This window comes from Pseudomonas sp. IPO3778 (assembly GCF_013386825.1).
Taxonomy (GTDB): Bacteria; Pseudomonadota; Gammaproteobacteria; order Pseudomonadales; family Pseudomonadaceae; genus Aquipseudomonas.
This window is the reverse complement of sequence record NZ_JACARC010000021.1, coordinates 66,674-90,984: the sequence shown is the minus strand read 5'-3', so window position 1 is coordinate 90,984 and position 24,311 is coordinate 66,674. Positions and strand designations below refer to the sequence as shown.

The following is a 24,311-nucleotide window of genomic DNA, read 5'->3' as shown; positions in this document are numbered from 1 at the left end:
GCAAATGTTTAGCCACGGCACAACCAAACTCCGTCAAGACTGGATTTAACGGCGTAACCTCGCGTGTGAGGCTGCCCGGCATCTCTTCACTGTGATTCCCGTATGGACGGTTGCCCCGACACTCACCCTGAGACATCGCCAGGCGCTGCGGCGTCCAGCCGTCCAGACCGTCGTCGGATCACCGCTGATGCCCTTCCTTCCGAACTCGCTTTCTGGGCGCTGTGGCACTGCCGCCACGCGCGCCCACCGGACTCCGTTCTCCTACGTTGATTTGCCCCACCGGATGCCCGCGCATCTGCCCGGCAGCGCCCACGCGCCTGCCTGACGCGAACGTATGAGAATGCCCATGAGCACGCCCTTTGCCACCCTGCACGAAGCCCACTCTTTTCTTGACCAGAACCCGGATATCGAGATGTTCGAGCTGTTCATCCTCGACAACAACGGCGTGCCCCGGGGCAAGCTGCTGCACCGCGATGAACTGCTGGCGGTGTATGAAAGTGGCCGGCCGCTGCCGAGTACGATCCTGGGCCTGACCATCAATGGCGACGACGTGGAAAACTCCGGGCTGGTCTGGGAAGTGGGCGATATCGACTGCCGCGCCTACCCGGTCAGCGGCAGTTTGCAGCGCATGCCGTGGCGGCTGATTCCGACGGCGGCGGTGCAGGTCAGCATGCACCCCACCGAAGGCATGCCCGCCACCGTGGCCGACCCGCGGCACTTGCTGGCCCGGGTGATCGATGACCTCAAGGCTGACGGCTATTACCCGGTGATGGCGGCGGAACTGGAGTTTTATCTGCTCGACCAGAAGCCCGACAGCAACGGCCGCCCGCAACCGGCACGGGATGTGGATGGCGGGCGCCCGCGTTCGACCCAGGTCTACGGCCTGCGGGAGCTGGAGCAGATCGAGCCGTTTCTCGCCGACCTCTACAGCGCCTGCAAGCTCCAGGGTATTCCGGCGCGCACGGCGATTTCCGAATACGCCCCGGGCCAGGTGGAAATCACCCTGGAACACCGCAGCGATGCCTTGCAAGCCATGGACGAGGCGGTGCGTTACAAGCGCCTGGTCAAAGGCGTGGCCCACAAACACGGGATGACGGCGTGTTTCATGGCCAAGCCGTTCGACGACCTGGCCGGCACCGGCATGCACATGCACGTCAGCCTGGCAGATCGCGACGGCAACAACCTGTTTGCCAGCGAGGCGCCCGACGGCACGCCGCTGCTGCGCCAGGCGGTGGGCGGCATGCTCAGCACCTTGCTCGACTCGTTGCTGATGTTCTGCCCGAACGCCAATTCCTACCGGCGTTTCCAGACCAACAGCTACGCGCCATTGGCTGCCACCTGGGGCGTGGACAACCGTACCGTCACCTTGCGGGTGCCCGGCGGGCCGGCGTTTTCCCGGCATATCGAGCACCGTATCTGCGGTGCCGATGCCAACCCGTACCTCGCGGCGGCCGCGATTCTGGCCGGTATTCATCGGGGGATCCGCGAACAGCGTGACCCGGGCGCGCCGGTGGAAGGCAACGGATACGCCCAGGCCAAGGAATTGTTGCCTACCGATTGGCTGACCACCTTGCGCGCGCTCGAAAGTTCGACCTGGGCACGGGAGGCGTTTGGGGGTGAATTCCTCGGCGTGTACCTGGCGGTCAAGCGTGCCGAATACCGCCAGTTCATGGGGGAAGTGGGTGAGCAGGATTGGCGCTGGTATTTGCACCAGGCCTGAAGATGAAGCCTTGATCACAGACAGTTAACAGACAGGCTGTGGGTTGGATACTCGCCCTGCATGAGCGGTAAACAATCCTTCGACCTTTTTTTCACGAGACGGTGGTTAAGCTGCGAAGGTCTGATCCATTAACAGAGTCGTGTGATGCCGTCGCAACCGCCGTCTTCCATCGAGATTGAATTTGCCGAACGCGCAGGCCAGGAGCATGCCCGGGCCTGCGCTGACACGCGCCCGCCCAAGTTGCTGCGGCGCCTGGCGTTGTGGCGCGATGAGCGGCTGGTGCGCCGGGCGCTGAAAATCGCCGGCGAACCGGGGTTGATCCTCGACCTTGCGTGCGGCTCGGGGCGTTTCTGGCCGGTGTTGGCTGAGCATAGCAATCGGGTGATCCTCGCGTCGGACAACTCCCAGGACATGCTCGACCATGCCCTCACGCACCACGCGCCGGGCTTGCTCAAGCGGATCAAGACCTTCCAGGGCTCGGCGTTTTCCATCGGCCTGTCGGCCAACGCGGTGGACTGCATTTTTTGCCTGGAGTTGTTTCGTCATGTGCAGACGGCCGAAGGGCGCCTGGCCCTGCTCGGGGAATTTCATCGGGTGAGCCGTGACACGGTGATCGTTTCGGTCAACAGCGACAGCGGCTACCGGGCGCTTCAGCCCGACCTCGCGGCGGTTGCCAGTCATCGGGTGCAAGTGGAGGCGGAGTTTCGCCAGGCTGGTTTCAAGGTCCTCAATCAACAGGAATTCCTGCCGGGTTCGGCCATGTGGCGGGTCTACGTCCTGCGTAAGAGAGGATAAGTCCCGACCGTCGGGCTATTCTTCTGTTCCTGTAGGAGTTTTCATGGCGGATGCTGTACTGCGAATGCTCGCAACTCCCTTTCGCGATATATACTGCGCGCCATTCTTCAAGGGAGAGCCGTGTGGCCATCGATATTCACTGGATCTGCGACAACGATAGCCTCGGCCAGCACTGCGCCGAATGGCAGCAGTTGCCATTCGTCGCCCTCGACACCGAATTCATGCGGGTCGACACCTTTTATCCCATCGCCGGGCTGATCCAGATCGGTGATGGCGTTCGCGCTTACCTGATCGACCCCCTGACCATCGACAATTGGAAACCCTTGGCCGCCTTGCTGGAAAATCCGGCGGTGATCAAGGTGGTGCACGCGTGCAGCGAAGACCTGGAAGTGTTGCTGCGCCTGACCGGCAGCCTGCCGGTGCCGCTGTTCGACACCCAACTGGCAGCGGCGTACCTGAACCTTGGCTTCTCCATGGGCTATTCGCGGTTGGTGCAAGCCGTCCTCGATATCGAGCTGCCCAAGGGCGAGACCCGCTCGGACTGGCTGCAGCGGCCATTGTCCGAGACGCAAATCAGCTACGCCGCCGAAGACGCGGTGCACCTGGCGGAAGTCTACACACGCCTGCGTCCGAAGCTTTCCGACGACAAATACGCCTGGGTCCTGGACGACGGCGCCGAACTGGTGGCCAACCTGCGCCGCGAAGTCGACCCGTTTGAGGTCTACCGCGACGCCAAGCTGGCCTGGAAACTGTCCCGTGCCCAGCTCGCCGTACTGCGTGAACTGTGCGCCTGGCGCGAGCAGCAGGCCCGTGCCCGTGACCTGCCGCGCAACCGCATCATTCGCGAACACTCGTTATGGCCCCTGGCCAAATCCCAGCCGGATAACCTCGCCGCGCTGGGCAAGATCGAAGACATGCACCCGCGCACCGTGCGCCAGGACGGCGAGTTCCTGCTGGGCCTGATCAAGCGTGCCGGCAGCGTTCCCATGGACCAATGGCCGCCGGCGGTTGCCGAGCCATTGCCGGTGGACGCCGCCACGCTGATCAAGCAACTGCGCGCCCTGGGCCAGGCCGAGGCTGAACGCCTGGACATGGCGCCGGAACTGATGCTGCGCAAGAAAACCCTCGAAGCCCTGGTCAAGAGCGGCTACCCCGAGGGGCCTTACCAATTGCCAGATTCGCTGCGTGGCTGGCGCCGCGAATTGATGGGCCAGGCGCTGCTGGACAGCCTGGCCACTGCCGGAGAACAGCCTTGAAACGTATTTGCTCCATCTATCGCAGCCTCAAACGAAACGAGATGTACCTCTACGTGCTGAAAAGCGATGCGCTGGAGCGCGTGCCGGAAAGCCTGCTGGCCGCCTTCGGCAAGCCGCACCACGCTTTTGACCTGGTGCTGAGCCCGGAGCGCAAGCTGTCCCGCGAGGACATCACCGTGGTCCTGGAAAACCTCGAGAAGCAGGGCTACCACCTGCAAATGCCGCCGGCCGAGGACGAGTACATCGAACACTTGCCCGATGAGCTGCTGCGACGTAATGACCCGATGTGATCGGTCAGTGCTCCGTCCGGGGCACATTCATCAATGGAATTCAATTTTTGGCGGTGGCCGCAACGGACAGTGAACTGGACCGGCGGCCGCCTGCAGTGTTTTTGAAAGGTTTGAACCATGCGCGTTCTGATTGCTGAACACGATCACCCGCTGTACGCCCGGCTGCTGCGCGAAGCGGCGCCGGACCTTGAGGTCATGACCAGCGGCGACTCCGCTGAACTGTCGCGCCTGGCCGCTGACTGCCCGGTGTGGCTGGGCCAGCCGGACCTCCTGGCGACCTTACTGCGCCAGGGCCACCAGCCACAATGGTTGCAATCCACCTGGGCGGGCATCACGCCGCTGCTGGCTGAAGGCCTGCCGCGGGATTACCGCCTCACCCGTGCCGTGGGTATCTTTGGCCAGGTGATGGCCGAGTACGTGCTGACTTACATGCTGGGCCACGAGCGCGAAGTGCTGGCGCGGCTGGTCAGCCAGGTCGAGCGCAAATGGGATAACCGCATGGGCCAGAGCCTGGCGGGGCGTAAAGTGCTGATCGTCGGTACCGGCGATATTGGCCGTAGCGTTGCGCAGTTCCTGCAGCCGTTTGGGGTTGAGCTGTACGGCATCGCCAGCGAAGCCCGTGAACAGGCACCGTTTATCGAAGTGGCCGGGATTGAGGAGTTGCCGCGTTTGGTGGGCGAGGTGGACTACGTGGTCAACCTGCTGCCCAACACGCCGAACACCCATGATTTGTACGATGCGGCGCTGTTCAAGCAATTCAAGCCGACCGGGCTGTTTATCAACGTCGGGCGCGGTGTGGCGGTGGTCGACGCGGACCTGGTGGAAGCCTTGAAGGAAGGGCATCTGGCGGGGGCGGTGATCGACGTTTGCCGGCAGGAGCCGTTGCCGCAGCGCCATCCGTTCTGGACCGCCTGGGGCTTGCTGCTGACCGGGCACAGCTCGGCGCCGACCTCGCCGGGAATGATGGTGCAGTTGTTTGTCGAGAATTTGCGGGCGTACCAGGGGCAGGAAACATTGCGCGGGGAAGTGAGTTTCGAGCGCGGGTATTAACACCAGGAGCGAGCACGCTCGCTCCTGGTGAAGTCTTACACGTTGAAATCGCCTTCCGATACCAACTCGCTCAACGGCTTGCGCGGGCTCGGGGTTTCCCGGGCTTGCAGGTAATCGGCCAGGGTCGATTTGTCGCCCAGTTTGCCAATCGCCACGGCCGCGTGCAGGGCATAGCCCTCTGGCACCTTGAGTTCCTTGCGGGTCAGTTCCTGGTCGAAACCGGCCATGCCGTGGGTGTGCCAGCCGCTGAGGCTGGCTTGCAGCGCCAGGTGGCCCCAGGCGGAGCCGGTGTCAAAGGTGTGCCACAGGGCCGGGGTTTCCTCGGTGGCGCCGGGTACCAGGAAGTCGGTCTTCGACGCCACGATCACCAGGGCCGACGCATGCTGCGCCCAGCCACGGTTGAATTCGTTCAGCAGGCCCAGGAAACGCTCCCAGTTTGGTGTGTCACGGCGCGCGTAGAGGAAGCGCCACGGCTGCGAATTGTAAGCCGACGGCGACCAGCGCGCGGCTTCGAAGAAGCTCAGCAGGGTGTCTACCGGGATGCTTTCACCGGTGAAGGCGCGCGGCGACCAGCGGTCGGTGAATTGTGGGTGGATCGGGTAGTCGGCGACGCGTGGGTTGCTGCTCATGGGGCTGATCCTGATGAAAAAACCGGGGCTCAAAGCTACTTCGCCGCCGACGGGCTGACAAGTCTTGTTCTACCGGCAGTCGTAAGCGCTTGGCCCCGGCCGCCATGGGCACTAGACTGGCGGCCTTTTAACATACCGATACCGATGTAGAGCCATGGCCGCCAAAGTCGAACCTTTCTGGATCCGCAAAACCCTCGAACAACTCGACCAGGATGAGTGGGAGTCGTTGTGCGACGGCTGCGGCCTGTGCTGCCTGCAAAAGCTCGAGGATGAAGACGACAACAGCGTCTACTACACGCGCATTGCCTGCAAACTGCTGGACCTGAAAACCTGCCAGTGCACCGATTACCCCAACCGTCGCGACTCGGTGCCCGATTGCATCCAGCTCACCCCGGGCCAGGCCGACCAGTTCAAATGGCTGCCGCCCACCTGCGGTTACCGGCTGGTCAGTGAGCGCAAGGACTTGCCGCTCTGGCACCATTTGGTCTGCGGTGACCGCGACGCGGTGCATCAGGAACGCATATCCCAGTCCGGGCGCATGCTCGCCGAAGGCAGCGTGCCCGAGGATGACTGGGAGGATTACCTGATTTTTCGCGCAGGCTGAAAAGGAGTGTGTATGTCGGTTGGAGCCAAGCTGGCGGCAAGCCTGCTGTTGTTGGCATTAAGTACGTCGGCATGGGCTGGGAAGAAAGTCGACCTGGACTATCACGTCAAGCTGCTGCCCCAAAGTGATCAGGCTGAAGTACGCCTGAGCCTGTCCCAGGGCTCGGCGGTGCGCAGCCTCAACTTCGACCTGGGGCGCGACGGCGACTACAGCGACTTCAAGGCCGATGGCCAGTGGCAGGTGCTGCCGGGCAATACGCCGGGAGACAGCCGCGGCCTGTGGCAGCCCAGCGCCGACAAAGCCAGCCTGACCTACCGTGTACGCCTGACTCACGCGCGCAAGAAGGGGGTTTACGAAGCACGCATGACCCCGAGCTGGGCGCTGTTTCGCGGTGAAGACCTGGTGCCCACCGCACGCTTGGACCAACAGGACGGCATTGAGCTGGTGTCGCGCCTGGTCTTCGAGTTGCCTGCCGGCTGGAAAAGCGTCGAGACCTCCTGGCCGCGTATCGGCAAGAATAAATTCCGTATCGACAACGTTTCCCGCCTGTTTGACCGGCCTACCGGCTGGATGCTCGCTGGCACCCTGGGCAGTCGCCGGATGCGCCTGGGGGAAACCGAAATTACCGTGGCGTCACCCAAGGGCCAGGGCATGCACCGTATGGACGTGCTCACCCTGCTGACGTTTGTCTGGCCCCAGGTGCAAGCCGCGTTCCCGCGGCACCCGGCCAAACTGCTGGTGGTGGGCGCCAGCGACCCGATGCGGCGTGGCGCGTTCTCGGCGCGGGATTCGATCTATATCAACAGCCGCACAGCGCTGGTCAGCGAAAACGGCAGCAGCCCGTTGATCCGTGAAGTGGTGCAGGCCATCGGCCGTTTCAATGACCATCAAAGCAGCGACTGGATCAGCGAAGGTTTGGCGCAGTACTACGCCATTGAACTGATGCGCCGTGCCGGTGGCATCAGTGACGACCGTTATGCCGCGATCCAGGCCAGGCTTGCCAGGGAAGGCAAGGACGTGACCACCCTGCGGGTGGAGCACGCCAACGGCGCGACGGTGGCACGGGCGGTGGTGTTGTTGCAGGAGCTGGACCGCGAGATCCGTGTGAAAACCCACAACAAGCGTTCGCTGGATGATCTGACTCAGGCAGTGATGCGCCTGAACAGCATCAGCACAAAGGAATTCGTGCAGTTGGGGGAGAGCATTATTGGCGAATCGTCGGTAGTACTCGATACCAAACTGCTGCACTGAAACCAATGTGGGAGCGGGCTTGCTCGCGAATACGGTGTATCAGAGACACATTCAGTGGCTGACACTCCGCTTTCGCGAGCAAGCCCGCTCCCACATTTGATCGAGGTTATCCTGTAGTTTTGGCCGCTTTTTCAGCCGCCACTTCAGCCTGGGTCTTGAGGTTTTTCAGCTCTTCGCCAGCGCGTTCAATCTTGGTCCGCACCGTGTTCATTTCCTGGCGGCTGCGCTCCAGCAACTCTTTGGCCGAGCTATGGCCGCTGATGCCGCGTGCCAGCGCTACGCCGCCAATCGCCAGCTGAATCAAACCAAAAAAGCCGCCACGGCGCAGGCCTTTGCCCATCATCACCACTCCGCCCGCCAGGGAACCGATGCGTTCCCAGCCCTGGACGTTTTGCGTGGGTTGGCGCTCGAACGGCGTGGACCGGATAACGGGTCGCAAGGTTTTGCTGTCGCTCATGATCTGTCTCCAACAAGGGCTTATTGATATGCAACTGACTGCACGCAGGCCGCGGACGTTCCCAAAAAATCAGTACTTGGGGCCCGAACGGGTGTTGTTGCCCTTGGCCAGGCGGTCGTAAAGCACCACGTTGACGGTGGCGGCGAGGTTCATGCAACCGGTGGTCGGGATGTAGATCACGTCTTCACACCAGTCGCGGATCTCCTGGTCCAGGGAGCCGTCTTCCGGCCCGAAGATATACAGCGCGCGGTCCGGGTGGGTGTACTCGGGGAGCGGGCGGGCGCCTTCCACCAGCTCGACGGCGACGGGGATGCAGCCCAGGGGCAGGATCTTTTTCAGGTCGTCGATACCGATCAGCGGAATATCGTGGTGGACCTTCTTGGTGTCGGTAATAAAGTCCCGGGCCCGCTCGTAGCGCTTGCCGGTGTAGAACACCGAGGCCACGCCGTAGCAGCCGGCGGCGCGCATCACCGAGCCGACGTTTTCGGGGGATTTGGGGTTATACAGACCGATGCAGCTGTAGCGTTTATTGCCCACGGAAGAGGGTGCCTTCGAGAAAAACGGCGATTATACGGGGATTGGTCGAAACGCGGTCGGTTTGAACGGCATAGGGTGTAACACTGTGGCGAGGGAGCTTGCTCCCGCTGGAGTGCGAAGCGCTCCCAAAAAACGTGGGGCCGCTACGCAGCCCAGCGGGAGCAAGCTCCCTCGCCACAGCAAGCTCCCTCGCCACAGCAAGCCTCTTCCCACAGCAAGTCGTTCATCACATCGCTTCAGTCGTCTTTCTTCATCAACCCGGCCAGTGCCGCAAACGGGTTGTGGGTGGCCTTGGCAATCGTCGGGCTGCTGGTGGAGCCTTCGCCGAAATACTGCTGGTCGGTATACCGCGAGTGTTCATTATCGTGGCAATACAGGCACAGCAACTCCCAGTTGGAGCCGTCCTGGGGATTGTCGTCATGGTTGTGGTTGCGGTGGTGCACGGTCAGTTCGCTCAGGCGCTTGCCGGCGAACTCACGGGCGCAGCGGCCGCACACGTGGGGGTACATCTTCAGGGCTTTGTCGCGGTAGCCCATTTCCCGGTCGCGCTGGGCATCGGCGAGGATACGGTCCAGCTTGGCGGTGTGGGAGGGCGGGTTGGTCGAGCTCATCATGGCTCCTGTCTTTTAGTGGATCACGGATAGCGTTGATTCTAGCTGCTTGCGGGGTAATAAACCTCCGGCTTTTTCAGCCAGCGTGCGGGGATTGTTTGTAGTATCGGCGAACTGAATTCATAAGGAGCGGTACTCATGCGGATGCATTCATGGTGGTGGGCGTTGCTGTTGTGCGCCGTCAGTGTTCAAGTCCAGGCGTTTTCCACGCCCCAGCCGGGGCAGGTGATTGATGTGGCGCTGGAGCAACTCCACCCGACCCAGGCCGTCATCGGTTTTGACCAGATCCACTACAAGCTGGGGGTGTTTGCCGAGTCCCCCAAGCAGGTGTTCGATGAATACTGTGAAACCAACGGCCAGGGTGGGGCGGACAAGGTGCCCAAAGGCGCCGACTTGCATAAGCCCGACAGCTTCACCTGCAAGGACCCGGTAGGCACTCACCCGGCGGACATGAAAACCGTGGTGGTCGGCCCCGCTGGCCAGTTGTACCTCACTGACGGCCATCACAGCTTCAGCACCTTGTGGGAACAGCCCGGTGCCGGTGCCAAACTGAAAATGTGGGTGCGGGTCACCGATAACTTCAGCGACAGCCCCGACCTGGCGACGTTCTGGAAGCGGATGGAGCAGGGGCGCAAGGTCTGGCTCAAGGACGGCCAGGGCAACGCCATCACGCCTGAGCAAATACCGGCACACTTGGGCTTCAAGAGCCTCGGCGATGATATGTTCCGTAGCCTGGTGTATTTCTCTCGCAAAGCCTCCTACGGCAAGCCGACCTCCGGCGCGGTGGTGCCGGAATTCCTGGAGTTCTACTGGGGGGGCTGGTTGCGCACGCAGATTGACCTCGGCGCGTTCAACCTGAACAAGCAGGGCGGGTATGAGGACGCTATCGGGGCGGTGGCCAAGCGTATGGTGAGCCTGGCGCCCGATGCAGTGGTAGGGGACAGCGGCTTCAGCGCTCAGCAGTTGGGCGGCTTTACGTCACTTGACCGCAAGGAACTGAACGATACGTTCAAGAAGAAAGTGCCCTACGTTATCGACAGTAGAAACAAGTAAGTGACGAGTCGGCAGGGGCGGCCGGGTGCTGTTCCTGTCGGGCGTATAACGGCTGAATATACAGTAAAGATCCGGCAGGCATCGATTTAAATGCCGCTGGGCATTTAATGGGCTCCAGGGCGATAAAGTGTTGGACTAACTTTGCCCGTTTGTTTAATGTGGCGCCTCTTGGCCTACTGCCGTTAGTGTGTTCTGTGGTGGCGCCAGGCGTTCAATACGTCAGGTCTTTCCTGGCGACTGTGAGTTTCCCGTAAATCGGGTTTTCCCTTCACGATATCAACCCCCGCGGCTGATGTTGTGGCGTTTCAAATCAGCGACGCTCGTCCAGAGCGTGCTGCTTCCAATAACCGAAACCGGGTTGGTTGAAGCGTCTGATGATCGTCTTGCCTACAATAAAAAATCGACGAAATAACCTGCACTTGTAAATTAATAACTCGAGGCTTATGTCTGCGTTGGTTATAAGTTTTTAGTGCCCGTTAATAAGTGCTTGATGTTCATATTGCTCATATTCGCACTGTGCGAATACAACGACCTGCTTCAATTAAATACATGCAATTTTTCGTAGAGGCTGTTGTGTCTAAAGGTGTTGTTCTGGCGGTTTCCGCTTCCTTCCTGTTTGGCGTGTTGTATTTCTTTACCTCCCTTCTTGAACCCTTGAATGGTCAGCAGATATTTGGCTGACGAATGCTCATCTCATTGCCCTTCATGACGCTGCTGCTCTGCCTCTCCGGGGATTGGAAGTGGGTGCCGTTGGTCTACAAGCGGCTGCGCGAAAAACCTGCGTTGCTGCCCTGCGTCGTATTGACCAGTGCCTTGGTGGGTGTGCAACTCTGGATTTTCATGTGGGCCCCCCTCAATGGTCACGGCCTGGATGTGTCGCTGGGTTATTTCCTGCTGCCGCTGACCATGGTCATCACCGGGCGCATTGTTTACGGCGAACGCCTTTCACGTCTGCAAAAGATTGCCGCAGCGTTGGCGGCGGTGGGCGTGGCCAATGAGTTGTATCGTACGGGCGGGTTTTCCTGGACCACGCTGGTAGTGTGCGTGGGGTATCCGCTGTATTTCGTGCCGCGCCGCCGTTGCGGTACCGACAACCTGGGCGGGCTGTGGCTGGACATGATGCTGATGGTCCCGGTGGCGCTGTGGTTCGTCCTGGAGGGCGATTCCATCAGTGAAGCACTGGCGCAGCGCCCGGCGCTCTACTGGCTGGTACCGCTGATGGGATTGGTCAGTGCGGCGGCGGGTTATTCCTACATACTGGCCAGTCGGCTATTGCCCTTCAGTCTGTTCGGTTTGCTCAGTTACGCGGAGCCGGTGCTGCTGGTGGCTGTGTCGCTGATGCTGGGAGACAGCCTCAAGCCGGGCCAGTGGATGACCTACCTGCCGATCTGGCTGGCCGTGGTGGTGCTGGTGCTGGAAGGCTTGAGGCATTTGAATCGACTGCGCCGGTCGATCTGACCTACGCCCCGCGCAGCGAAATCTGGCAGCTGTGTCAGCCCTTGAGCTTCTCGGCAATCCAGATGGTATGCCGTGTACCTTTGTTGCCATGGGCAAATACCTGCACTTCCTCGGCCTTGAAGCCGGCCTTGCGCAGTTTGTCGCTGAACTGTTTGTCGGCGCTGGCCGACCACACCGCCAGCACGCCCTTGGGTCGCAGGGCCTTGGCGCAGGCGCTGAGGCCACCGGCGGAATACAGCCAACTGTTGGCTTTTTGCGTCAGGCCTTCGGGGCCGTTGTCGACATCCAGCATGATCGCGTCAAAGCCCTGAGGCTCGGCCTGCAGCACCTTGGCCACGTCTTCCATGCGGATCACGGTGCGCGGGTCCAACAGCGGGCGGCCGGACTTTTCACCCAGCGGGCCGCGGTTCCACTCCACTACGCCGGGCACCAGCTCGGCGACCACCACTTCGGCGGTCTTGCCCAAGTGCTTGAGGGCCGCCGCCAGGGTAAAGCCCATGCCCAGGCCGCCAATCAACACCCTGGAGCCGGGCCGACCGGCGACCTTGCGGCACGGAATTTCCGCCAGTGCATCCTCGGAGCCGTGCATGCGCGTGTTCATCAACTGGCCACCGTCACCGCCCTGGATCTTGATGACAAAATCCTCACCGTATTCGAACAGGCACAAGGCACCGCCGTTGTCGGGGATCGGGGTGGTGTCCAGCAGAACGAAACGTTTCATGGAAATCTCATTGGGAAGGGCATTCTTGCGCGGTTGGGAGTAGCCTTACGACTTTACGGTCAGGCCATGGAGCCATCGATGAAGTGCAGCATTCTAACGGTCATTGTATGGAGCGCGCTCACCCTTAGCGGTGTGGCCCAGGCTCAGGAGTCGCAAACCGTGCCGATTACCCCCGCGCCCACTGCGGGTTCGCCGGGCACTGCAACGCCCACGCCTTACCCGCAAGTCACTCCACCGGCGACGCCCAAGGCGGCCGGCAGCGGTGAACCCTTGCTGGCGCCTATGGTGTTGCCCGCGCCGCCGAAGGATCAGACGATCCCCGGCTTGCAGCAGAACGACGTCAAGCCCAAGACCCCAGGCGGTTAAAACTGCTGGGACAGCAACTGCCCATCCGCCATGCGCAGGCGCTTGGACAGGGCGATCGCAATCGCACGAATGATCTTGGCCGCGATTTTCGGCGCATCGTTGAGCATTTTTTCCAGGGAATCCTTACCCAGGTTCAACAGCACGCAATCGCTGGCCGCCACACAGCTGGCGGAACGGCGCTCGCCATCCAGCACGGCCATCTCGCCAAAGGCACGACCACTGCGCAGGGTGGCGATGGTCAGCCGCTGGCCTTCATGGTTGGTTTTCTGCACCGCCACCTGGCCTGAGTGAATGATGCACATGAAGGTGCCGGCGTCGCCCTCGAGGAAGATCACCTCGTCACGGGCAATACTGCTGATGTTGAAATAGCCCGCCGCCACGTGAAAGTCTTCCGGCAGCAACGGGTCGAACAGGCCGCAATCCATCAGCATGTCGCGGATTTCGTTATTGAGTAAGGTCGGTTCTGGCATGAGGCTTACAGTCTTCGTCCATAAATCGTGCAGGGCGCGCGCCCGGCGGTCAGGTGTTCAGACCCGCCCGCCGAGCGGAGTTCCTTAAATCAGCCCCAGGGCCTTGAAAACAAATCCATATTCGAGTGCTACGTCACGTAATCCCTGGTAACGACCACTCATGCCGCCATGGCCTGCGCCCAGTTCGGTCTTGAGCAGCAGCAGGTTGTCGTCGGTCTTGGTGTCCCGCAGCTTGGCCACCCACTTGGCCGCTTCCCAATATTGCACGCGGCTGTCGTTGTAGCCGGCGATTACCAGCATGGCCGGGTAAGCCTGGGCGCTGACGTTTTCATACGGCGCGTAGGCCTTGATCCGCTCATACACCTCAGGCTCCTCAGGGTTACCCCATTCGTCGTACTCGGTGATGGTCAGCGGCAACTCCGGGTCGAGCATGGTGTTGAGCACGTCGACGAACGGCACTTCGGCAATCGCCGCCTGGAACAGCTCCGGGCGTTGATTGAGCACGGCGCCGATCAACAGGCCGCCGGCGCTGCCGCCGCTGATGGCCAGTTGCTTGGAGGTGGTCAGGCCGTGGGCGATCAGGTGTTCGGCGCAGGCGATAAAGTCGCTGAAGGTGTTTTGCTTGTGCGCCTGCTTGCCACCCCGGTACCAGGCTTCGCCCAGCTCGCCGCCGCCGCGTACATGGGCGATGGCGAAGGCCACGCCACGGTCCAGCAGGCTCAGGCGGGCGTGGGAGAACCAAGGGTCGAGGCTTTGGCCGTAGGCGCCGTAGCCGTACAGGTACAGCGGCGTCGGCTTGCCCAACTGGTCGCGCCGCACCACAAGGCTGATGGGCACCTGAGTGCCATCGGCCGACGTCGCCCACAACCGCTGGCTGACGTAGTCGTCGGCGTTGAACACGCCCAGCACCGGAGTTTCCTTGAGCACGGTTTGGGCGCCGCTGGCCAGTTCCAGCTGACGGACCTGCGCCGGACGGTTCAGTGCTTCATAACGTAGGCGGATCTTGTCGCTGACAAATTCCAGGCTGTTTTGCACATAGAGGCTGTAGGCCGCGTCGGGTAATTCCACCCGATAAACGGCTTGGCCTTGTGGGTGCACTTCGATGATCGGCAGGCCACCGATCCGTAAACTCAGGGTCATGGCCTGGGCGTTGAGGCTCACGCCGTCGAGCATCACCGCGTCGTCGTGGGGGATCAGGTTCTGCCAGTCGTCCTGGGTCGGCACGTTGCCGGTGTCGGCCGCCTGGAACAGCGCAAAGTTGATGCCGTCCCGGTTGCTGCGGATAAACCAGGCCCACTGGTCGTCCAGCTTGCCGTGGTCGACGTCGTATTCATGGCCTTCGACCCTGGGCGCCATGCAAGTAAAGGCCTGCTGCGGCTGATCGGCGTCCAGGGCCCAGATTTCGCTGGTGGTCTTGCTGCCCAGGGCCAGCAGCAGCTGGCGCTCGGAACTTGAGCGGTAGCAATGCAGGAAGAAACGGCCATCGGGCTCGTGGAACACTTCTTCGGCGGCGGTGCCGTCCAGGCGATAGCGGTACAGCTTGTGCGGGCGGTGGGTGTCGTCCAGTTCGCTGAAGAACAGGGTCAGGCTGTCGTTGGCCCAGGTCATGCTGCCGTCGCAGTCTTCGAACTCCAGTTCGCTGACCTTGCCGGTGGTTAATTCCTTCACGTAGAGGGTGTAAATCTCTTCGCCGCTGGTGTCCAGGCTGTAGGCCAGGCGCTGGTGGTCCGGGCTGATGCTGAAGGCGCCGAGGGAGAAAAAGCCGCCATTGGCCAGTACGTTCGGGTCCAGCAGCAGCTCTTCCGCGCTTTCGTCGACCTGTTGGCTGTCATCTGCCGGGCGCGGGCAACGGTAGTGGCGGGCGTATTCGTCGCCGGCGGTGGTGCGGGTGTAATACAGGTATGGGCCCCAGGGCGAGGGCAGGGACAGGTCGGTTTCGAGGATGCGGCCCTTGATCTCTTCGAACAGGGTTTCGCGCAGGGCCTGCTGGTCGGACAATTCTGCTTCTTGCCAGGCATTTTCCGCCTTCAGGTAATCGAGCACCTCGGCGTTGTCGCGCTCTTGCAACCAGGCGTACGGGTCGGTGCCTGGGGCCTTGCGGGCGATCGGGGCGGCAGTGATGTGGGTCGCTGGGGGCATGGATCACTCTCTGTCTGGCGGTTGGCCGACGGCATTGCAGCCTCGGCACTGAAAAGCCGTTATCATAGCGGCCTGTTTGCCTACCTTGCCATGGACACCATGACCGAGAACGACTATCTGATCGCTTGGGGCCTCTACGCCTTCGCAGCCCTGGGTTGCCTGTTGGTGTGGTTTGCCATGACCCGCTGGATGTGGCGCTGGCTGCGCGAACCGCTGCGCTTGCTGATGGCGGTGCTGCTGCTCAGCCCGACCATTGTCGACCCGGTGAAGACCCAGTTCGCCCCGGCCGTCGCCATCACGGCCCTGGACCTGGTGCTCAAGGTCGGCAACAACGCCTGGCGGGCGATCTCCGATTTGTTCATGTATTCCATGATCGCGTTCGGCGTGTACCTGGTGTTTGCGCTGATCCGCTGGCCCATCGAACGCGCCGCCCGGGCCCGCCGGGAGCAAAAGGCCGCCGCGGCAGCCGCCGCTGCCGCCGAGCCGGATGACGATGAGCCCTTCGCCGATGAGCGTTACGGTCGCCCGGCACCTGTCAGCGGCATGCGGGTAGAACCGCGCCTTTAACGTCGTACGCTCAGCAATCGGGAAGCCTGGCATGTGTGAATTATTGGGCATGAGTGCCAACGTACCGACCGATATCGTCTTCAGCTTTACCGGGCTGATGCAGCGCGGCGGACGTACCGGCCCCCACCGCGACGGTTGGGGCATCGCCTTTTACGAGGGCCGCGGCCTGCGGTTGTTCCAGGACCCGGCGGCCAGCAGCGAATCGGAAGTCGCGCTGCTGGTGCAGCGTTATCCCATCAAGAGTGAAGTGGTCATCGGCCATATCCGCCAGGCCAATGTCGGCAAGGTGTGCCTGTCCAATACCCACCCGTTCGTCCGGGAGTTGTGGGGCCGTAACTGGTGCTTCGCGCACAACGGCCAATTGGCGGACTTCAATCCCCGCGCTACCTTCTACCGCCCGGTGGGCGATACCGACAGCGAAGCGGCGTTCTGCGATCTGCTCAACCGCGTGCGTGAAGCGTTCCCGGAGCCGGTGGACATCGAACAGGTGCTGCCGGACCTGATCGCCGCGTGCAGCGAATACCGCAGCAAAGGCGTGTTCAACTGCTTGCTCAGCGACGGTGACTGGCTGTTCTGCTATTGCTCGACCAAACTGGCGCAGATCACCCGGCGAGCACCGTTTGGCCCTGCGCGCTTGAAAGATGTCGACGTGATCGTCGATTTTCAGGCCGAAACCACGCCCAATGACGTGGTGACGGTGATTGCCACCGAACCCCTGACCGAAAACGAGACCTGGACCCGCTACGAACCGGGCCAGTGGAGCCTGTGGCGACGCGGCGAATGCGTCTCCCAAGGTACAACTGAGTAAGGACGCCGAATATGTTGCTCAGCTATTTGCGACTGGTGCTGTTTGCCGTTGGCCTGTTGGTCGGTGTGCAGGTGCCGGGGTTTATCAGCGACTACGCCAAGCGTGTCGAAGCCCATCTGATCGAAGCCCAGACCGGCTTGCGCGGCTTCGATGCCACGGCGCAGCAATTCTTCAACGATGACTTGCAGGCGCTGGTGGCCCATTACCGCGCCAGTGACGACCCGGTGTTTCGCAGCGATGCCAACAGCCTGGGCACGTTGCTCGACCGTCAGGTGGCCCTGGATAAGCAATTCCAGGCGATGCAAGGGCCGTGGTACATCCGCGCGCTGCAAGTGGCCGTGGCCGCCGACCCGGCGATTCGCCAGGAAACCTGGAACGGCTACAGCTACATGCTGTTGCTGACCCCGGAAGCCATGGGCTGGGGCCTGGGCGGGGCGATGCTGTTGTCGTTTGGCATCGAATGCCTGTTCCGCCTGATCGACTGGGTGGTATTGGGCGGCAAGCGCCTGCGCCAGAGCCGGCCAATCGAGGAGCGGGATCTGAAAGGGTTGTAAGCGCGATCAGGCGGTGGGTTTGTTGAGGACCATCAACCCTTCACCCACCTCCTGCGCGTAGCGTTCCACCACGGTCTGGCACAGCCCGACCACCTCTTCTACCAACTCCACCCCGACCCGCCACGACACCACCACGTGCAAGTTCGGCGGTCGTTGCTCCATGGGCAGTATCCGCAGCTCGCCGCGGGCCAGCTCCTCGCTGACCAGCACCGGCGGCAACGCGCCAATACCGAACCCGTCACGCAGCAGGCGAGTAATCGCCGACACCGAGTTCACGCAACTGACGCGGGGCGTCGTCACGCCATTGGCCTGCATCAGGCTGAGCACGTCCTGATGGGGATGGGAGTTTTTCGAGTAAGTGATGATCCGCTCCTGGGCCAATTCGGCCAGGGAAGCGTAGTCGCGGTTATAGATCGAATGGCTGGCGACTATCCAGGCCATGGGGTGGCTGGCCAGTTCCACACTGCGCAGGGTTTCGTGGCGTAGCAGGTCGGTTTGCAGGATCAGGTCAAGAAAGCCTTTTTGCAACTGATCGCTGAGGTTCAATGCGGTATCGGCGACCAATTCGATTTCCACTAACGGGAAATGGTTCGTCAACTCCGCCACCAACGCACTGAGCCACGTGTGAATCACCGTGTCCATCGCCCCGATCCGGATGCGCCCGACCTTGCTGCTGGTGGTTTCCAGCGACTGCTTGAGGCCCTGCATCGTGACCATCATCTGTTCGGCATAGTCGAGCACCTTCATGCCTTCCGGGGTCAGGCTCACGCCACGGGAGTCGCGCAGGAACAGCTTCACCCCCAGCTCGCTTTCCAGCACGGCGATGCGGCTGGAGATCGAGGCCTGGGTGGTGAACAGCTTTTCTGCCGTGAGGCGAAAGCTCTTGAGCTTGGCCACCCAGACGAAGGTTTCGAGGAACTTCAAATTCATGGGATCAACTTTTTCTTATGCATGGATCGGTTTTTATTAGTTGGACGCCGCACAGGGCAAACGCCAAAAATCGAACCGTCTCACGATAAGCGTCGTTGGGGTTCAGGACAACATCGTTGCGAGATCTTGGTAAAAGATCCCACACTACAAAAAACAAAGCCTACAGGAGCCCTCACCGTGAGCCGCCTGCTATTGAACTGCGACATCGGCGAAAGCTTTGGCAACTGGACCTTGGGTCTGGACGCCGAGGTCATGCCGTTCATTGATTGCGCCAACGTTGCCTGCGGCTTCCACGCCGGCGACCCGAGCATCATGCGCAAGACCGTCAGCCTGGCCTTCGAGCATGGCGTGCAGGTGGGTGCACACCCGGCGTACCAGGATTTGCAGGGTTTCGGCCGCCGCTCCATGGCCTACACCCCGCAGGAAATCCAGGACCTGTTGCACTACCAGATCGGCGCCCTCGACGGCATTTGCCGGGCTCAGGGCGGGCGGGTCAGCTACGTCAAACCCCACGGTGCGATGTACAACGACATGATGGCCAAGCCGGCGCAATTGCGTGCGGTGATCCAGGCCATGGCCGCCTATGACGCCAGCTTGCCGCTGATGCTGATGGCCACCCGCGACAACAGCGCTGCCCAGGCCCTGGGTGACGAGTATGGCGTCACCCTGTGGTTCGAAGCCTTCGCCGATCGCGCCTACGACAGCGCCGGGCATCTGGTGTCCCGGCAGTTGCCAGGTGCGGTGCACCACGACCCGGAACAGATCATCCAACAAGCCCTGACCATCGCCCGCGGTGAACACCTGATGGCCAGCGACGGCAGCCCGTTGCTGCTGCAGGCCAATACCTTGTGCGTACACGGCGACAACGCCAGCTCGGTGGCCGCTGTGCAGCGCATCCGCGAGGCGTTGACGCCAGCATGAAGCCACGGATTGAAGTGGTGGCCATCGACTGCCTGATGGTGCGCCTGTTTGAGGTGATCGCCGAAGACAACATGCCCTGGATGCTCGCCGCCACGCGGCGCCTGCGGGAAGGGTTTGGCCCGGCGCTGGTGGACCTGGTGCCGTCCTACACGACCCTGATGGTGCATTACGACCTGATGGCGCTGGACCCGGCCCAGGCACGGGAGTTGATTGATCACGCACTCAAAGCGCTGCAACCAGAGCCCAAGGGCAGTGGGCAATGCCATGTGTTGCCGGTTTGGTATGACCTGAGTGTGGGCCCCGAGCTGACATTGCTCGCGCAACGCAGTGGCCTGGTGATGGACGAGGTGATTCGTCGCCACAGCCAGCACGAATACCAGGTGTTCGCCTTGGGCTTCGCCCCGGGGTTTGCCTTTATGGGGCTGGTGGACGAACTGCTTGCGGCGCCACGGCTCAATACGCCACGCAAACGCGTCGCCGCCGGCAGCGTGGGGATCGCCGAGCGGCAAACCGCGGCCTATCCGGTGGTATCGCCGGGGGGCTGGAACCTGATCGGCCGCACGCCGGCCAAGCTGTTCGACCGCGAGCGCGACGGCTACAGCCTGCTGCAGCCGGGAGACACGGTGCGTTACGAAGCGGTCAGCCGTAGCGAATTCATCAACCTGGGTGGCGATGACACGCCGTTGGAGGCGCAGGCATGAGCCGCTTGTTGATCGAGGCCAGCACACCGCTGTGCCTGTTGCAGGATGCCGGACGCTTTGGCGTGAGGCACTTGGGCGTGACCCAGGGCGGTGCGCTGGATTGGGTGTCGATGTCGTGGGCCAATTGGTTACTCGGTAACTCCCTGGATGCCCCGGTGGTAGAAATCACCTTGGGTGGCTTCACGGTGCAGGCCGAGGGCTATTGCCTGCTGGCGCTGGCCGGGGCGGACCTGGGCGCTTATGTCGATGAGCGCGCCATCAGCCCGGGGCGCAGCTTTATTCTGCAAAAAGGCCAGCGTTTGCGTTTTACCCAGCCCTTCAGTGGTGCGCGGGCTTACCTGGCCGCGCCGGGCGGGTTTGATGCGCCGCAGGTGCTGGGCAGTTGCGCCACGGTGGGTCGTGAAGAGCTGGGCGGGCTGGATGGCTTTGGCCGGGCGCTGGCTGAAGGTGCGCAACTGACGTACTCCGGTACGGGCGGTGCCATGCGGGAGTTGTCCGCCGGGCAGTTGCCGACACAGGACGCGAAGGCACCCCTGGAGGTGATCCTCGGCGCGCAGATCGGCCAGTTTGGCGGGCAGAGCCTGTTTGATGTGTTCAACAGCGAGTGGACCCTCGACAGCCGCGCCGACCGTATGGGCATGCGCTTGCTGGGCACGCCACTGGAGTATCAGGGGCCGTCCCTGATCTCCGAAGGCATCCCGTTGGGTGCGATCCAGGTGCCGCCGGATGGGCAGCCGATCGTGTTGCTCAATGATCGGCAGACGATTGGCGGCTACCCGCGACTGGGGGCGTTGACGCCGTTGGCGCTGGCGCGGCTGGCGCAGTGCTTGCCCGGGGAGAAGGTGCGGTTGGCGCCGGTGGTGCAAGAGACGGCGCATCGCCAGCAGGTGGAGTATTTGCGCCGCTTTATGGACCGCTAAAAGCATCGCAGGCAAGCCAGCTCCCACAATTTGGAATGCATTTCCCTGTGGGAGCTGGCTTGCCTGCGATGGCGTCAGTGAGTGCTCCGCCTATTTGGAAAGAAACCGCATCCCTTCCTCAAGCCCCCGCAACGTCAATGGAAACATCTGGTCCTCGATCAAATCCCGAACAATCCCGGTGGACGCGGTATAGCCCCAGGTGTCTTTCGGATACGGATTAATCCAGATCAGCTTCTTGTACTTCTCCATGAACCGCTGCATCCACACGTACCCGGGCTCTTCATTCCAGTGTTCGACGCTGCCGCCGGCCTGGGTGATTTCATACGGCGCCATGGCCGCATCGCCGATAAAGATCACTTTGTAATCGGCGCCGTACTTGTGCAGCAGGTCCTGGGTCGAGGTGCGTTCCGAACTGCGGCGCATGTTGTTCTTCCACACTGATTCATAAATGAAGTTGTGAAAGTAGAAGTACTCCAGGTGCTTGAACTCGGTCTTGCACGCCGAGAACAGTTCTTCGCAGGTCTTCACGTGGGCATCCATCGAACCGCCGATGTCGAACAGCAACAACAGCTTGATGGTGTTGCGCCGCTCCGGGCGCATCTGGATATTCAGCAGCCCGGCATCCCGCGCCGTATGGTCGATGGTGCCGTCGATGTCGAGCTCATCGGCTGCACCCTGGCGCGCGAACTTGCGCAGGCGGCGCAGGGCGATCTTGATGTTGCGCGTGCCCAGTTCTACCGAATCGTCGAGGTTCTTGTACTCGCGCTGGTCCCAGACCTTGACCGCCTTGCCCTGGCGCTTGCCGGCATCCCCCACGCGAATGCCTTCGGGGTTGAACCCTCCGGAGCCGAACGGGCTGGTGCCGCCGGTGCCGATCCACTTATTGCCGCCGGCGTGGCGTTCTTTCTGTTCTTCCAGACGTTTCTTGAACTCTTCGATCAGCTTGTCCAACCCGCCAAGGGACTGGATTTGCGCACGCTCTTCATCGGTCAGCGAGCGTTCGAATTCCTTGCGCAGCCAGTCTTCGGGGATCAGCGCCTGCAGGTGATCGTCGAGTTTTTCCAGGCCATTGAAGTAGGCACCGAAGGCCCGGTCGAACTTGTCGAAATGCCGTTCGTCCTTCACCAGGATCGCCCGGGCCAGGTAATAAAACTCGTCCATGTCGGCGAAGGTCACGCGCTGTTTCAGCGCGTTGATCAGGTCCAGCAGCTCACGCACCGAGACGGGTACCTTGGCTGCACGCATTTCATTGAACAGGTTGAGCAGCATGGCAATCGCCCTTATCGGTTACCGCGACGGCTCATGAACGCCAGGCGTTCCAGCAACTGCACGTCTTGCTCGTTTTTCACCAGGGCACCGGCCAGGGGCGGAATGGCCTTGGTGGGGTCGCGCTCGCGCAGCACGGCTTCGCCGATGTTGTCGGCCATCAGTAATTTCAGCCAGTCCACCAGTTCGGAGGTGGAGGGTTTTTTCTTCAGGCCCGGAACCTTGCGCACGTCGAAGAACACGTCCAGCGCTTCGCTGACCAGGTCTTTCTTGATGTCGGGGTAGTGCACGTCGACGATTTTTTGCAGGGTGGTGCGGTCCGGGAAGGCGATGTAGTGGAAGAAGCAGCGGCGCAGGAAGGCGTCCGGCAGCTCTTTTTCGTTGTTGGAGGTAATGATGATGATCGGGCGCTTCTTGGCCTTGATGGTTTCGTCGATTTCGTAGACGTAGAACTCCATCTTGTCGAGTTCTTGCAGCAGGTCGTTGGGGAATTCGATGTCGGCCTTGTCGATTTCGTCAATCAGCAGGATCACCCGTTCCTCGGACTCGAAGGCTTCCCAGAGCTTGCCCTTTTTCAGGTAGTTGCGAACGTCATGCACCTTGTCCACGCCCAGTTGCGAATCCCGCAGGCGGCTGACCGCGTCGTACTCGTACAGGCCCTGGTGGGCCTTGGTGGTGGACTTGATGTGCCAGGTGATCAGCCGGGCGCCAAAGGATTCGGCCAGTTGCTCGGCGAGCATGGTCTTGCCGGTGCCCGGTTCGCCTTTGACCAGCAGCGGCCGCTCCAGCGTGATGGCGGCGTTGACGGCCAGTTTCAGGTCATCAGTGGCAACGTAGGCCTGGGTGCCTTCGAACTTCATCTATCAATCCTCGAACGTGACGCCGAACGGTCCGGGACCGAAGCGGGCGAATAATCAGCTTTGCCCGACTATACCGCGCAGCCCCGGCGACTGTGAACGCAGACGGGCTATTCAGTCTCTGAATGGGCGGTCACATTATTCTGTAGGAGCGAGCTTGCTCGCGAAGAACCTGAGCACACCGCGTGCATCCAGAATGCATGCGTCATCGTTGAAGTCCTTCGCGGGCAAGCTCGCTCCTACAGGGGCTAACGTTCAGTCTGCGCTGGGCTTGGGCTGCTCATAGCGGGCGTTGAAGGCCTGGACAAAACCATTGCGCAAAATCTGCAAAAACGCCTGGAACGCGCTGATATCTTGCTGGTGAACGTTGCCGCTCAGCTCTACGCGGGTGGCAAACTGGTTTTTGTTCTGGTTTTTCAGCACGGTCTCGCTGGCGCCGACCACCGCCTCCCAGATCGAGCGGAAGATGCCCTTGTCCTTGTTCTCCACGTCCTGCTGCCAGTTGAACACCTCCACATCCCGCAACAGGGGCTTGATGTAGCCGGTCAGTTGGCCTTTTTCGGCCTGGGCCTCGACCACCAGGTCGCCGGTGCCGGCACTGAAGTCGAACTTGCCGTAGGCCGAGGCGAAGTCATTCATGCGTTTGAGCTGGATATCCTTGGCCCGGAAGCGGAATTCAAAGTTTTCGAAGTTGCTCAAGGGATCGAACGTTGCGGTGGCCTCCAGCGGGGCCTGGCCCAAAAACAGCGCCTTGCCGTCGAAGCGCGCATCACGCTGGCCTTTGACGTCTACCACGTTGGTCAGGTTATAGAAGCTGGCGTTGACCTGGGTTGCGTAAATGTTGACCGGTGGTTTGGAACTGAAGTTACGGAAAGCGATTTTCCCGTCGTCGATACGCACCTCGTTGAGGGTGATCGGCAACAGCTTGCGCAACTGGGCCTGCCAGTCGGTGCCTTGACCGGTCTGGGACGCTTGCTTGTTGGTGCCGCCATCGACAAAGTTCAGCTCCGGCTGGATGAACTGTGCCTGGGCGACCACCGCATGGTCGTACCACAGTGAATGCCAGCTGACCGACAGATCGATCACCGGCGCCTTGACGAACGGCACCGGCACCTTGCCGTCCACCTTGACGATCTGTAAGCCATTGATTCGATAGGCGCCGCGCCACAAGGCCAGGTCGACGTCGGTGACCTGGCCGCGGTAATCACCCATGTCGGCGAGTTTGTCATTCAGGTAATTGCGCACCAGGTAGGGCAGGGCGATATCCAGGACGACCAGCAGTACCACGACCCCGACGAGGGTCCAGAGCGGCCAACTGTAGCGACGTTTCATAGGATTTTTCTCCATCCGTGTAGGCGATTGACTGCTGGCGCCGCCGGA

The 24,311-nt window shown here is 61.5% G+C and carries 26 protein-coding genes and 1 pseudogene; 16 read left to right on the top strand and 11 right to left on the bottom strand.

Translation table 11 applies throughout. The annotated features are described in order from the left end of the window. The first annotated feature begins 346 nt into the window (after positions 1-346). The 5 genes from HX855_RS09210 to HX855_RS09190 all read left to right on the top strand — a co-directional run bounded on the left by HX855_RS09210 (position 347) and on the right by HX855_RS09190 (position 5,111). Positions 347-1,720: a glutamine synthetase family protein gene (locus HX855_RS09210; protein WP_177082515.1), complete on the top strand. Its 1,374-nt coding sequence runs from the start codon at positions 347-349 to the stop codon at positions 1,718-1,720. Positions 1,721-1,864: 144 nt separating this feature from the next. Beyond that, complete coding sequence (locus HX855_RS09205; protein WP_177082513.1) at positions 1,865-2,515, top strand: class I SAM-dependent methyltransferase; 651 nt, start codon at positions 1,865-1,867, stop codon at positions 2,513-2,515. A gap of 122 nt (positions 2,516-2,637) precedes the next feature. Next, on the top strand, positions 2,638-3,771 hold the full coding sequence (gene rnd, locus HX855_RS09200; RefSeq protein ID WP_177082511.1) for a ribonuclease D: 1,134 nt from the start codon (positions 2,638-2,640) through the stop codon (positions 3,769-3,771). Then, entirely contained in the window at positions 3,768-4,061 is a 294-nt protein-coding gene (locus HX855_RS09195; protein ID WP_177082509.1) for a YcgL domain-containing protein, read from the top strand. Before rnd ends, HX855_RS09195 begins: the two co-directional genes overlap by 4 nt. Positions 4,062-4,178: 117 nt before the next feature. Continuing rightward, a complete protein-coding gene (locus tag HX855_RS09190; RefSeq protein WP_177082507.1) occupies positions 4,179-5,111 on the top strand; it encodes a D-2-hydroxyacid dehydrogenase in 933 nt (310 codons plus the stop codon). A gap of 35 nt (positions 5,112-5,146) precedes the next feature. On the opposite strand, the gene HX855_RS09185 is transcribed toward HX855_RS09190, so the two are convergent. Further along, a complete protein-coding gene (locus HX855_RS09185) occupies positions 5,147-5,740 on the bottom strand; it encodes a nitroreductase family protein (RefSeq protein ID WP_177082505.1) in 594 nt (197 codons plus the stop codon). 154 nt (positions 5,741-5,894) lie between these two features. On the opposite strand from HX855_RS09185, the gene HX855_RS09180 reads away from it, so the two are divergent. Further along, positions 5,895-6,344, top strand: a complete 450-nt coding sequence (locus HX855_RS09180; RefSeq protein ID WP_177082503.1) for a YcgN family cysteine cluster protein — start codon at positions 5,895-5,897, stop codon at positions 6,342-6,344. Positions 6,345-6,356: 12 nt separating this feature from the next. Next, positions 6,357-7,595 (top strand): hypothetical protein, encoded by a 1,239-nt coding sequence (locus tag HX855_RS09175; RefSeq protein WP_177082501.1) that lies wholly within the window; start codon positions 6,357-6,359, stop codon positions 7,593-7,595. A 106-nt stretch (positions 7,596-7,701) separates the two neighbouring features. Here HX855_RS09175 and HX855_RS09170 read toward each other — a convergent pair whose 3' ends face one another. The 3 genes from HX855_RS09170 to HX855_RS09160 all read right to left on the bottom strand — a co-directional run bounded on the left by HX855_RS09170 (position 7,702) and on the right by HX855_RS09160 (position 9,200). Continuing rightward, the gene (locus HX855_RS09170) at positions 7,702-8,052 is read right to left on the bottom strand and encodes a DUF2892 domain-containing protein (RefSeq protein WP_177082499.1); all 351 of its coding nucleotides are present in this window, start codon (positions 8,050-8,052) and stop codon (positions 7,702-7,704) included. 69 nt (positions 8,053-8,121) lie between these two features. Next, complete coding sequence (locus tag HX855_RS09165) at positions 8,122-8,589, bottom strand: RNA methyltransferase (protein ID WP_177082497.1); 468 nt, start codon at positions 8,587-8,589, stop codon at positions 8,122-8,124. A 236-nt stretch (positions 8,590-8,825) separates the two neighbouring features. Next, a complete protein-coding gene (locus tag HX855_RS09160; protein ID WP_003210675.1) occupies positions 8,826-9,200 on the bottom strand; it encodes a YajD family HNH nuclease in 375 nt (124 codons plus the stop codon). Positions 9,201-9,338: 138 nt separating this feature from the next. Between HX855_RS09160 and HX855_RS09155 the strand changes: the two genes are divergently transcribed. Further along, positions 9,339-10,253 (top strand): ParB/Srx family N-terminal domain-containing protein, encoded by a 915-nt coding sequence (locus HX855_RS09155; RefSeq protein WP_177082494.1) that lies wholly within the window; start codon positions 9,339-9,341, stop codon positions 10,251-10,253. A 573-nt stretch (positions 10,254-10,826) separates the two neighbouring features. Then, positions 10,827-11,711: pseudogene (gene rarD / locus HX855_RS09150) on the top strand (EamA family transporter RarD). Positions 11,712-11,745: 34 nt separating this feature from the next. On the opposite strand, the gene HX855_RS09145 reads toward rarD, so the two are convergent. Next, positions 11,746-12,432, bottom strand: coding sequence for a spermidine synthase (locus tag HX855_RS09145; protein WP_063032534.1), 687 nt, complete (start codon positions 12,430-12,432; stop codon positions 11,746-11,748). 78 nt (positions 12,433-12,510) lie between these two features. On the opposite strand from HX855_RS09145, the gene HX855_RS09140 reads away from it, so the two are divergent. Continuing rightward, on the top strand, positions 12,511-12,798 hold the full coding sequence (locus tag HX855_RS09140) for a hypothetical protein (RefSeq protein WP_177082490.1): 288 nt from the start codon (positions 12,511-12,513) through the stop codon (positions 12,796-12,798). On the opposite strand, the gene HX855_RS09135 is transcribed toward HX855_RS09140, so the two are convergent. Together HX855_RS09135 and HX855_RS09130 are read right to left on the bottom strand one after the other, a co-directional pair. Further along, complete coding sequence (locus HX855_RS09135; RefSeq protein ID WP_010176525.1) at positions 12,795-13,268, bottom strand: cyclic nucleotide-binding domain-containing protein; 474 nt, start codon at positions 13,266-13,268, stop codon at positions 12,795-12,797. The genes HX855_RS09140 and HX855_RS09135 overlap by 4 nt on opposite strands. An 84-nt stretch (positions 13,269-13,352) precedes the next feature. Then, a complete protein-coding gene (locus tag HX855_RS09130) occupies positions 13,353-15,407 on the bottom strand; it encodes a S9 family peptidase (protein ID WP_177082488.1) in 2,055 nt (684 codons plus the stop codon). Positions 15,408-15,497: 90 nt separating this feature from the next. On the opposite strand from HX855_RS09130, the gene HX855_RS09125 reads away from it, so the two are divergent. Genes HX855_RS09125 through HX855_RS09115 form a run of 3 tightly spaced genes read left to right on the top strand, consistent with a single transcriptional unit; the run spans position 15,498 to position 17,336 of the window. Then, positions 15,498-15,974: an MFS transporter gene (locus tag HX855_RS09125; RefSeq protein ID WP_256352938.1), complete on the top strand. Its 477-nt coding sequence runs from the start codon at positions 15,498-15,500 to the stop codon at positions 15,972-15,974. Between the two features lie 31 nt (positions 15,975-16,005). Further along, on the top strand, positions 16,006-16,782 hold the full coding sequence (locus HX855_RS09120; RefSeq protein WP_010176522.1) for a class II glutamine amidotransferase: 777 nt from the start codon (positions 16,006-16,008) through the stop codon (positions 16,780-16,782). A gap of 11 nt (positions 16,783-16,793) precedes the next feature. Then, entirely contained in the window at positions 16,794-17,336 is a 543-nt protein-coding gene (locus HX855_RS09115; RefSeq protein WP_177082484.1) for a DUF2937 family protein, read from the top strand. Positions 17,337-17,342: 6 nt separating this feature from the next. On the opposite strand, the gene HX855_RS09110 is transcribed toward HX855_RS09115, so the two are convergent. After that, entirely contained in the window at positions 17,343-18,266 is a 924-nt protein-coding gene (locus HX855_RS09110) for a LysR family transcriptional regulator (protein ID WP_177082482.1), read from the bottom strand. A 177-nt stretch (positions 18,267-18,443) separates the two neighbouring features. On the opposite strand from HX855_RS09110, the gene HX855_RS09105 reads away from it, so the two are divergent. The 3 genes from HX855_RS09105 to HX855_RS09095 are packed head-to-tail and all read left to right on the top strand — an operon-like array spanning position 18,444 to position 20,808. After that, complete coding sequence (locus tag HX855_RS09105; RefSeq protein WP_177082481.1) at positions 18,444-19,187, top strand: 5-oxoprolinase subunit PxpA; 744 nt, start codon at positions 18,444-18,446, stop codon at positions 19,185-19,187. Continuing rightward, a complete protein-coding gene (gene pxpB, locus HX855_RS09100; RefSeq protein ID WP_177082480.1) occupies positions 19,184-19,888 on the top strand; it encodes a 5-oxoprolinase subunit PxpB in 705 nt (234 codons plus the stop codon). Before HX855_RS09105 ends, pxpB begins: the two co-directional genes overlap by 4 nt. Then, a complete protein-coding gene (locus HX855_RS09095; protein ID WP_177082479.1) occupies positions 19,885-20,808 on the top strand; it encodes a biotin-dependent carboxyltransferase family protein in 924 nt (307 codons plus the stop codon). The genes pxpB and HX855_RS09095 overlap by 4 nt, the downstream gene beginning before the upstream one ends. Before the next feature lie 90 nt (positions 20,809-20,898). Here the strand turns inward: HX855_RS09095 and HX855_RS09090 are convergent, their stop codons facing one another. From HX855_RS09090 to HX855_RS09080, 3 genes are all read right to left on the bottom strand, one after another. Beyond that, complete coding sequence (locus HX855_RS09090; protein ID WP_177082478.1) at positions 20,899-22,077, bottom strand: VWA domain-containing protein; 1,179 nt, start codon at positions 22,075-22,077, stop codon at positions 20,899-20,901. Positions 22,078-22,088: 11 nt separating this feature from the next. Beyond that, positions 22,089-22,934 (bottom strand): MoxR family ATPase, encoded by an 846-nt coding sequence (locus HX855_RS09085; protein WP_003189627.1) that lies wholly within the window; start codon positions 22,932-22,934, stop codon positions 22,089-22,091. A gap of 252 nt (positions 22,935-23,186) precedes the next feature. Next, positions 23,187-24,263, bottom strand: a complete 1,077-nt coding sequence (locus HX855_RS09080; RefSeq protein WP_177082476.1) for a DUF748 domain-containing protein — start codon at positions 24,261-24,263, stop codon at positions 23,187-23,189. Positions 24,264-24,311 lie beyond the last annotated feature (48 nt).

What these genes read in the sequence shown, in the direction of transcription:
- HX855_RS09210 (WP_177082515.1), top strand. Translation starts at nt 347, where the DNA reads ATGAGCACGCCCTTTGCCACCCTGCACGAAGCCCACTCTTTTCTTGAC.
- HX855_RS09205 (WP_177082513.1), top strand. Translation starts at nt 1,865, where the DNA reads ATGCCGTCGCAACCGCCGTCTTCCATCGAGATTGAATTTGCCGAACGC.
- HX855_RS09190 (WP_177082507.1), top strand. Translation starts at nt 4,179, where the DNA reads ATGCGCGTTCTGATTGCTGAACACGATCACCCGCTGTACGCCCGGCTG.
- HX855_RS09185 (WP_177082505.1), bottom strand. Translation starts at nt 5,740, where the DNA reads ATGAGCAGCAACCCACGCGTCGCCGACTACCCGATCCACCCACAATTC.
- HX855_RS09180 (WP_177082503.1), top strand. Translation starts at nt 5,895, where the DNA reads ATGGCCGCCAAAGTCGAACCTTTCTGGATCCGCAAAACCCTCGAACAA.
- HX855_RS09175 (WP_177082501.1), top strand. Translation starts at nt 6,357, where the DNA reads ATGTCGGTTGGAGCCAAGCTGGCGGCAAGCCTGCTGTTGTTGGCATTA.
- HX855_RS09170 (WP_177082499.1), bottom strand. Translation starts at nt 8,052, where the DNA reads ATGAGCGACAGCAAAACCTTGCGACCCGTTATCCGGTCCACGCCGTTC.
- HX855_RS09160 (WP_003210675.1), bottom strand. Translation starts at nt 9,200, where the DNA reads ATGAGCTCGACCAACCCGCCCTCCCACACCGCCAAGCTGGACCGTATC.
- HX855_RS09155 (WP_177082494.1), top strand. Translation starts at nt 9,339, where the DNA reads ATGCGGATGCATTCATGGTGGTGGGCGTTGCTGTTGTGCGCCGTCAGT.
- HX855_RS09145 (WP_063032534.1), bottom strand. Translation starts at nt 12,432, where the DNA reads ATGAAACGTTTCGTTCTGCTGGACACCACCCCGATCCCCGACAACGGC.
- HX855_RS09140 (WP_177082490.1), top strand. Translation starts at nt 12,511, where the DNA reads ATGAAGTGCAGCATTCTAACGGTCATTGTATGGAGCGCGCTCACCCTT.
- HX855_RS09135 (WP_010176525.1), bottom strand. Translation starts at nt 13,268, where the DNA reads ATGCCAGAACCGACCTTACTCAATAACGAAATCCGCGACATGCTGATG.
- HX855_RS09130 (WP_177082488.1), bottom strand. Translation starts at nt 15,407, where the DNA reads ATGCCCCCAGCGACCCACATCACTGCCGCCCCGATCGCCCGCAAGGCC.
- HX855_RS09125 (WP_256352938.1), top strand. Translation starts at nt 15,498, where the DNA reads ATGGACACCATGACCGAGAACGACTATCTGATCGCTTGGGGCCTCTAC.
- HX855_RS09120 (WP_010176522.1), top strand. Translation starts at nt 16,006, where the DNA reads ATGTGTGAATTATTGGGCATGAGTGCCAACGTACCGACCGATATCGTC.
- HX855_RS09115 (WP_177082484.1), top strand. Translation starts at nt 16,794, where the DNA reads ATGTTGCTCAGCTATTTGCGACTGGTGCTGTTTGCCGTTGGCCTGTTG.
- HX855_RS09110 (WP_177082482.1), bottom strand. Translation starts at nt 18,266, where the DNA reads ATGAATTTGAAGTTCCTCGAAACCTTCGTCTGGGTGGCCAAGCTCAAG.
- pxpB (WP_177082480.1), top strand. Translation starts at nt 19,184, where the DNA reads ATGAAGCCACGGATTGAAGTGGTGGCCATCGACTGCCTGATGGTGCGC.
- HX855_RS09095 (WP_177082479.1), top strand. Translation starts at nt 19,885, where the DNA reads ATGAGCCGCTTGTTGATCGAGGCCAGCACACCGCTGTGCCTGTTGCAG.
- HX855_RS09090 (WP_177082478.1), bottom strand. Translation starts at nt 22,077, where the DNA reads ATGCTGCTCAACCTGTTCAATGAAATGCGTGCAGCCAAGGTACCCGTC.
- HX855_RS09085 (WP_003189627.1), bottom strand. Translation starts at nt 22,934, where the DNA reads ATGAAGTTCGAAGGCACCCAGGCCTACGTTGCCACTGATGACCTGAAA.
- HX855_RS09080 (WP_177082476.1), bottom strand. Translation starts at nt 24,263, where the DNA reads ATGAAACGTCGCTACAGTTGGCCGCTCTGGACCCTCGTCGGGGTCGTG.